General features: G+C 45.2%; 8 protein-coding genes. 2 read left to right on the top strand and 6 right to left on the bottom strand.

The window, feature by feature from the left end; translation table 11 throughout:
• Positions 1–120 precede the first annotated feature (120 nt).
• The 4 genes from EBR25_11950 to EBR25_11935 form a co-directional block, all read right to left on the bottom strand.
• Entirely contained in the window at positions 121–606 is a 486-nt protein-coding gene (locus EBR25_11950) for a hypothetical protein (GenBank protein NBW41697.1), read from the bottom strand.
• A gap of 278 nt (positions 607–884) precedes the next feature.
• Entirely contained in the window at positions 885–1,382 is a 498-nt protein-coding gene (locus EBR25_11945) for a GNAT family N-acetyltransferase (protein NBW41696.1), read from the bottom strand.
• Between the two features lie 282 nt (positions 1,383–1,664).
• Positions 1,665–1,910, bottom strand: a complete 246-nt coding sequence (locus tag EBR25_11940) for a hypothetical protein (GenBank protein NBW41695.1) — start codon at positions 1,908–1,910, stop codon at positions 1,665–1,667.
• Between the two features lie 37 nt (positions 1,911–1,947).
• A complete protein-coding gene (locus tag EBR25_11935) occupies positions 1,948–2,412 on the bottom strand; it encodes a hypothetical protein (GenBank protein ID NBW41694.1) in 465 nt (154 codons plus the stop codon).
• A 380-nt stretch (positions 2,413–2,792) separates the two neighbouring features.
• Between EBR25_11935 and EBR25_11930 the strand changes: the two genes are divergently transcribed.
• Together EBR25_11930 and EBR25_11925 are read left to right on the top strand one after the other, a co-directional pair.
• Positions 2,793–4,247 (top strand): RNA polymerase sigma factor RpoD/SigA, encoded by a 1,455-nt coding sequence (locus tag EBR25_11930; GenBank protein ID NBW41693.1) that lies wholly within the window; start codon positions 2,793–2,795, stop codon positions 4,245–4,247.
• Between the two features lie 203 nt (positions 4,248–4,450).
• Positions 4,451–5,716 (top strand): hypothetical protein, encoded by a 1,266-nt coding sequence (locus tag EBR25_11925; GenBank protein NBW41692.1) that lies wholly within the window; start codon positions 4,451–4,453, stop codon positions 5,714–5,716.
• On the opposite strand, the gene EBR25_11920 is transcribed toward EBR25_11925, so the two are convergent.
• Positions 5,713–6,141, bottom strand: a complete 429-nt coding sequence (locus EBR25_11920; protein NBW41691.1) for a VOC family protein — start codon at positions 6,139–6,141, stop codon at positions 5,713–5,715. The two genes, EBR25_11925 and EBR25_11920, sit on opposite strands and share 4 nt — an antisense overlap.
• 153 nt (positions 6,142–6,294) lie before the next feature.
• Complete coding sequence (locus EBR25_11915) at positions 6,295–6,759, bottom strand: DUF1569 domain-containing protein (protein ID NBW41690.1); 465 nt, start codon at positions 6,757–6,759, stop codon at positions 6,295–6,297.
• Positions 6,760–6,870 lie beyond the last annotated feature (111 nt).

Genomic DNA, 6,870 nt, shown 5'->3' with positions numbered 1-6,870 from the left:
AAGCCAATGCTACTAACCACTTGAAATTATTTGAGGTTTGCTCTAGGGCACTGCATACCCGTAGTCCCTGATAGAAAGAAGGTTGGGAGCTAGGAGGTTGGGATGCCTCTTTTATAGAAGCTACTTATCTGAAATGAATCCAATGAAACGTTTGGTAAAAAGAAGTAAGCCAAACCCAACGATAAGTTGTATGAGCCCAATGAACCACCAGATTACGATCTGATTTGTCATCCTGAGCTCTGCTTCAGCATATTGATAAACCGCGACAGAATTACCGAGAAAATTTGGTAGCACTTTCAATATTGAAACGATAGCGACTAACTTAACACCTACAACCAGGAGATCATTAGCCGTAAAAGAAGCATTGAGTTCTTGATTCTCATCAGCAGAGGTAAAGAACTTACTTGCTATCAAAGGTGACAACCACCACAACACACAAGCTACTACGAAAGGTAAGACGATGGCTAAGCCGAGCATTCCCATCACCTGCCAAAAGTTCAACATCTCAATGGTAGCCTGACTGAATCGTAGGCTCAGAATACCAGACAACCCGACGTAAACAGACATCAGACGAAGAAACAACTTAGCAAGCGTTTTTGATTTCATAGCAAGCAATGTTTTAACATCAACCCTTTCATTGTCTCCGATTTCAAAGAGTCTGAGAAGGATAAATTTCCCGTCTCTGAGGGAAAGAAGGTTGGCCAGATAATCGCCCTCGTCAAAGAATCAATTGCACAGAAAAGTCGTACCAGGAACCTAACAATTTCTTACTTCCTTCTCACGCGATGAGCTCATCCACGGTTCCCCTGGAGTTCACTGAGCTGCCCCCTTAATACCTGACGTCGCTACCAAAAATGGCCAAGACTTTTCCAACTCGAGACTCGCTAGACGAGAAAGAGCGACATACATACGATGTCATCGTAGACACCGTCGAGCTTTCTGGCTTTGGGTTTGATTCCATCGACTGTGAACCCGAATCTCTCATAAAGCTTTCTCGCTGCAGTGTTCGAGCCAAACACATCAAGCTCAACCTTTTCAATTCCACATGCTTTTGATGCCTCTATTACATGTTTTAATAACTCGTTGCCCAACCCCTGCCCACGATACTCGAGATCAAGACCCATGCCGAGCTCAGCGGCATGGCTAAAGCCCTCTCTTGACCGTCTCGCTACATCACACCACCCGATAATATTATCCCGCTCCTCAACGACGTAAAAAGGGCTCTGTGAGTCAAGTAAGCTCTTTATCCACTCCCTTGAACCTTCTACAGCGGGGCATGTGACAACGCCTATGTAACGTCTTTCTTCTGCTACCCTTCCAAGGCATGCATTATAGCCCGTTGCATCATTTAGCGTGCCTGGTCTTACGAATGGTTTACTCATGTGGAACCTCAACTCTCGAATGACTCTTATCCTAAAATACTTTCGTTGTTTAGCCAGAAATATTTCCGACTATTCCTCAACGCCTACCCCCTTTCCCTCACCCACATAGGAGAGTTATGTGGGCATGGCGGCAGACGCGAATAATCACTTGAAATTATGTGAGGTTGGCTATGTAGCTCTTCATACCCGATGTCCCTGAGAGAAAGCGGGAGGAGGGCATCTTATCAATAGGTATCCAAGCGAAAAGTCGTACCAGTTACGACTTTCCCACTTTTTCTGAAGTCAGCAAGGAACTCTGGCACAAAGTTGAACATCTTTACGGGTCTTGAAGGGCTGAAACTGGCTAGCGTCGAATTCAAAGCCCTTCACTCGTTCCCCGGGGAAAAATGAGCCCCCTTTTTCCCTCACCCACCTAAGGGAGTTCTTTGTGGATAAGGGTCCAAAGCTCTCATTAAAGAAGATACAGCAACTTTCAATCTCATACTGTATTTCCGACCACTCTGAGGACAGTGTCTTACAAGCGAACATTACATTGGTTACGAATTCTCAACAGTCCGAAAAATCACTAACCAGCGGTATTGATGTTGGCTGGCTCTTGCCTCTGAGGCGTGTTTTCAGGGTCTACCTCTTGCTTCTCATCACAGGCGCAGAGGTAAGCGGTGTGCTGACTATAGTACATCGGCGCTTCTCCGCCGCAATCTTCAAGTTCTACATCTGGGATACTTCCTCCAACCTCACAGCCACTGTCGGAACAAAGATCTCTACACTTCAATTCAAAATCGGTGCGTAATCTCTGCTGTAAAATCCAATCATTGTTGAGCTCGCTAACTGCCTCATCGCATGCCCACTGATCCTCACAGACGACAGTCAGAGTGAAACGAAAGATTGGGCATGAAGTTGTATCTGGAAATACAACCTTTGGTTTCCACCAATGCGAGCACATCGATTGAGGAGCGAATGGATCTAGGCTCTGCGCACTCGCTAAATTGCAAAGAACAACGATGCCTAAAGTGCTGGTGATAGCACTCATCAGGATTTTCCTCAGGCAATAGTTCATTCTCATACCTCTTGCTGATGTGAACAAAAACAAAGATGAGCCCAGCAAAATCCCTGCGGAAACCGCTAGGTTACAATCCTGTTCGCAACTAAAGGGGGTTTACTCTTAATCCCCCATTACCCATGCTTCCAGCTTTGTTATTACGAGAAAAAAACTAGAGGTGACTTAAGTTCTTACCACCTATAAAATCCACTTTTAGGATACTCAGAGGGAGTCCAATATTTCTAAGAGAACCTCCTAGATGGAAGGGCTTATTCGCCTACGTACGGGAGCTGTCCCCGAGAGTAGCTTTAGAGCTTTTGAAAGGTATTTCCTCTCGAGTCATACGATAGTACTGTGTTGAGGTGGCTGATATGAATCTACAACATCCTCAGAGAAAGCAAGACGAGCCACTCCGTCAGGTCATAGACCTAACACAATGCAAACTTACCTCCCAGACATCTGATACACCAGAAACGAATGCTATCTTAAACGATACGGTACAGCAGTTTTTTGATTCCGTGTCACAATACCCTCTCCTTTCGCCAGATGAAGAGATAGCGCTCATAGAAAACTTAGAGAAAAGTCGGCTGAAGTACCAAGAAGAGCTTTTTCTATATCCCCTCGCTGCGAGAAAAGCAGCATCACTTCTTCAGCAAGTTGCAAATAAGGAGATTTTTCCTGAAAAAATCATAGATGATCCGAACTTAAGAATCCTCGGCGGACGTCAGAAATGTGTGGAGAGCTTACCAGAACAAGTTGCGCGTATCCTTAAACACAGTAAAACAGTCGAAGCTCTAAGCAGTAAGCGGCCAGAGACTCAATCTCAAAAGAGAGCTATGACAAGAGCGAGAAAGCTCCTCTCGAAGTCTGTTCGGGAAACGCCCTTTTTTGAATCACTCATTGATGAAATTGCACTAGAGACCTGCATCGCCCTTCATCAACTTCAGCTCAAAGGCAATCAGGCTCCAAGCACTGAAAGAGATTCCCTCGCGACACTCCCAAAGAATGCTCAGAAACAATCCCAAAAGCTTTTTCAGCTGCGTACCGCCTACTGTGAACAAAAGCAAGCATTGGCTCAAGCCAATATGCGATTAGTCATTTCCATAGCTAAACGCTACAACTCCCCAAAGCATGAATTTCTAGACCTTATTCAATATGGCAATCTTGGGCTGATGCGGGCCTGCGAGCGCTTTCAATCAAACAAACGTCATCGATTTAGCACCTATGCTGGATGGTGGATTGCTCAAAAAATAAGTCGAGGCATTACTGAAGAGGGGCGAGAGATTCGTATCCCCACGCATCGCTTCTCAGAATTTTATGCGTTGACTAAGGCAAGGGATACCCTGTTAAAACAGGGGGAACGGCCTTCAGCCGAAACGTTATCTAAAAGCTCAGGCTTATCAATCGAAACGGTTCATGATGTCAATAGAATATTTAAGCCCGTCTTCAGCTTAGACAGCACTTTTGCTCCACGAAGCGCTGGCTCAAACGGTGAAACGAGATCAGCGATAAAAGATAAAATACGAGATACCAAAGGGTTTGATCCTCGGACAAAGATTCGCGCAGACGAACTGAAAGAGCAGGTCGAGAAGGTGTTGAAGTATCTCCCGAAAGAACAGCAAGAAGTTCTCAAACATAGATTTGGCCTCGATGGATATGAACAGAGTTCACTGCAAGCGATTGGTGATCAGTTTGGAAAGATTAGAGGTAATGGCAAACCAGTAACGAAAACCCGAATACGGCAAATAGAGCTTCAAGCTCTTCAGACGCTACGTGATTCAAAAAAATGGTCAGAGATCTTAAAGAGCTTTACTGAGGAGCTATGATTGCTCACAAACAACCTTCACAACCTCACGCCAAGGCTTCATTTCTGAGACATCCCAACATCAAACCTCTTGTCATATCAACTACTTCGCAAGACAACCTTCGAGCAACTGAGACACGCGCTGCTCCTGCTAAAAAATGTGAGTAGGAAATTGCGGCGTGTTACCGTAGGCATGGAACTGAAAATAGAAATTCGGAGTACACCGTGTTATCTCGTCATACCGTTCATTGGACGAACACTACGCAAGAGCATCATTCTACATCGTTTACCGAGAATATCAGTGGAACTGCTGGACCCCAGCGACTCTCAAAGGAACAAGCACTTGCTCTTGGTATGAGGAAAGATGAAGCGTATAAAACTGCTCAGGCTGAGGTTTTTGACATGCCTCACTTCCTCTACTGCATGAGGGATATTCTTCAAAATAGCGCTCAACACACAGAAGCAGAATCAGAGCTTTTATCAAAGATTCAACTTGCCGCTACTCGCACCTCCTCGCTTTATCAATTGAAACAGTCTGATGAAATGAAAGGAGCTGAAGGGCTAACCAAGCAATTAGTCGTTAATCAAAGACTCCTCACTGAAGAAATTGCGAACAGTCCCATTATCAAGAATGCAGTCCTTGCCTATCAAGAAGTGATGTACCAGGTACGAGATTCCTTTCAAGCCCCGGCGCAAACAGAGCCCAACGAGCAGCAACACAGAGTCAGCCAGCTCCAAAAAGCAATTCTTCACAGCATAGGGAAGAGCTTTGCAGACCATTCAGAGCTGTTTAAAGCCCTACCAAGACAAAAGTACTATGTCCGAACTCAAACACCAATTCAAAAAGTTATTGGCAAAACCCTAGAACACATAAGAGACACGCTAAGAGAATATAATCCTTCTGATAAGAATTCACCGGTGTGTTCTAATATCCAAATGAAAACTCACCCAAGCTATAAGACTCTATTTAGAGCCGTGGAGGAGTATCGTGCTAGCGAATCAGAGCTAAGCAACTCGGTTCAACTTTTAGCTTTAAAACGAGCAAGAGAGCACTCCAGTGCGAGTATTCCAGAGGAAGATCTCTTTCAGGAAGCCATGATGGGAGCAATGAAAGCGGCGAGTGTTTATGATCACACCCGTGGATTTGCCTTTACTACCTGTGCGGAGAAATGGATAAAACAAAAAATCATGCGATTTATCCAAGACAATGCGGAAACAATACGAATCCCTCAGTGGCTCAAGGGGCAACAAAACAAGCTTGGAGGGCTGGTCGAATCGTTCGAGCGAGCAAACGAAAGAAAGCCCACCACAGAAGAACTCTACTCACTGGCTGAAGAAGTTGGAATCAGTAAAGACAGTGTCCGTCTTATATTGACCTCTGGGGTCCTTTCAATCGATTGCGATGCATTTGATGTGAACAACATTCCTGACGTATCGCAAATGAAGCCATGCGAAAATGCTTCGTTTCATGAAGAGCTAGAACGGGCTTAGGACCTCAGTGCTCGCGTACCCAGAGACTGTGCGAAGCGTAACAGGTAGCCGTCGGGGTCTTGCACGAGGAAGTTTAGCTCTCCGTGTTCGATGCTATTATCTCTATACCAGTACTCTTCTACTTCCTTACGAAGTTCTATCCCTGCGGATTCAATTTGAGAGGCCAAGGCTTTGGCATCTGGGCACTCGATTGAGATATTGAGCCCTCTTCCGCGGGGATAGTCTAATGGTTCAACGATCCACGCTGAGTCTTTTTCATTGCGCTCTCTATCTTCTTCGAGCATGAGCTCACTACCAAAGAATGATAGGTAAACAAACTTATTTTCAGGCCGCTCGAACTTTACGTTAAATCCGAGCAACTCTCGATAAAAGGCTAAGCTCGTTGTTAAATCTGAAACCCCCAACTCTGGGACTAATGTATTCATCACTGACCTTATAACTGACCCGGTGTTTGAGCAGTAAGAACTCGTTTAACGGAGAATGTCTTTCGTCAGCGGACACACTAGCACACCATTTCTTCTTTTTATGCCTAAAATTGCATACCCCCACGAGAACAGCAAAGAAAGGCACTGTAGAGTTTAGTTTGAGCAGCGCAGAATATCTCGAATAATCTTTAAATGATGGTTATTGTGAATGGCAATTAAACGGAGAGTAGTTCGCTTATTGAGAACTCCGAATATAAAGTGTCGAAACCACTGGTGAGGGTCAGCAGCTTCTGCGTTTTCGTAACACGCATGGGCAGTCTTCATAAGCTCTTCCAATCGCTCAGGCGAGGGCTTCTCTTCTGGAATAACCTGTTCTGGCGCTTTCGCTTTTCCTCTTGGGAACCGTCCCAGAGTAAAGATTACCCATCGTGACCAGGAAAACCGCTGTGTCTTCTCTCCGGCTGTGGAGGACGATAGGGCCTCGCACATGGCAATAGTTGCCAGTAGTGAGTGCTCAACATGTTGACCTACAGACCATTGCGAGACCTTTTCTGCTTTGTATTCGGCAAGGGGTATGAGTTCTGCAAGCTTATCTATTGCGGCATTCATCCTACGTATTCCAGCTGATGATTCTGAGGAAGCACACTGTGCTTACGGCATTGTTACCATAGGGCGGGAGAAAGAGATAGCACAAAGACGTACGGAGGAACGCGTACAGAAAAGATATCA

It is taken from the genome of bacterium (assembly GCA_009926305.1).
Classification (GTDB): Bacteria; Bdellovibrionota_C; UBA2361; order UBA2361; family RFPC01; genus RFPC01.
This window is presented reverse-complemented; position numbering and strand designations above follow the sequence as displayed.

What these genes read in the sequence shown, in the direction of transcription:
- EBR25_11950 (NBW41697.1), bottom strand. Translation starts at nt 606, where the DNA reads ATGAAATCAAAAACGCTTGCTAAGTTGTTTCTTCGTCTGATGTCTGTT.
- EBR25_11945 (NBW41696.1), bottom strand. Translation starts at nt 1,382, where the DNA reads ATGAGTAAACCATTCGTAAGACCAGGCACGCTAAATGATGCAACGGGC.
- EBR25_11940 (NBW41695.1), bottom strand. Translation starts at nt 1,910, where the DNA reads ATGTTCGCTTGTAAGACACTGTCCTCAGAGTGGTCGGAAATACAGTAT.
- EBR25_11935 (NBW41694.1), bottom strand. Translation starts at nt 2,412, where the DNA reads ATGAGTGCTATCACCAGCACTTTAGGCATCGTTGTTCTTTGCAATTTA.
- EBR25_11930 (NBW41693.1), top strand. Translation starts at nt 2,793, where the DNA reads ATGAATCTACAACATCCTCAGAGAAAGCAAGACGAGCCACTCCGTCAG.
- EBR25_11920 (NBW41691.1), bottom strand. Translation starts at nt 6,141, where the DNA reads ATGAATACATTAGTCCCAGAGTTGGGGGTTTCAGATTTAACAACGAGC.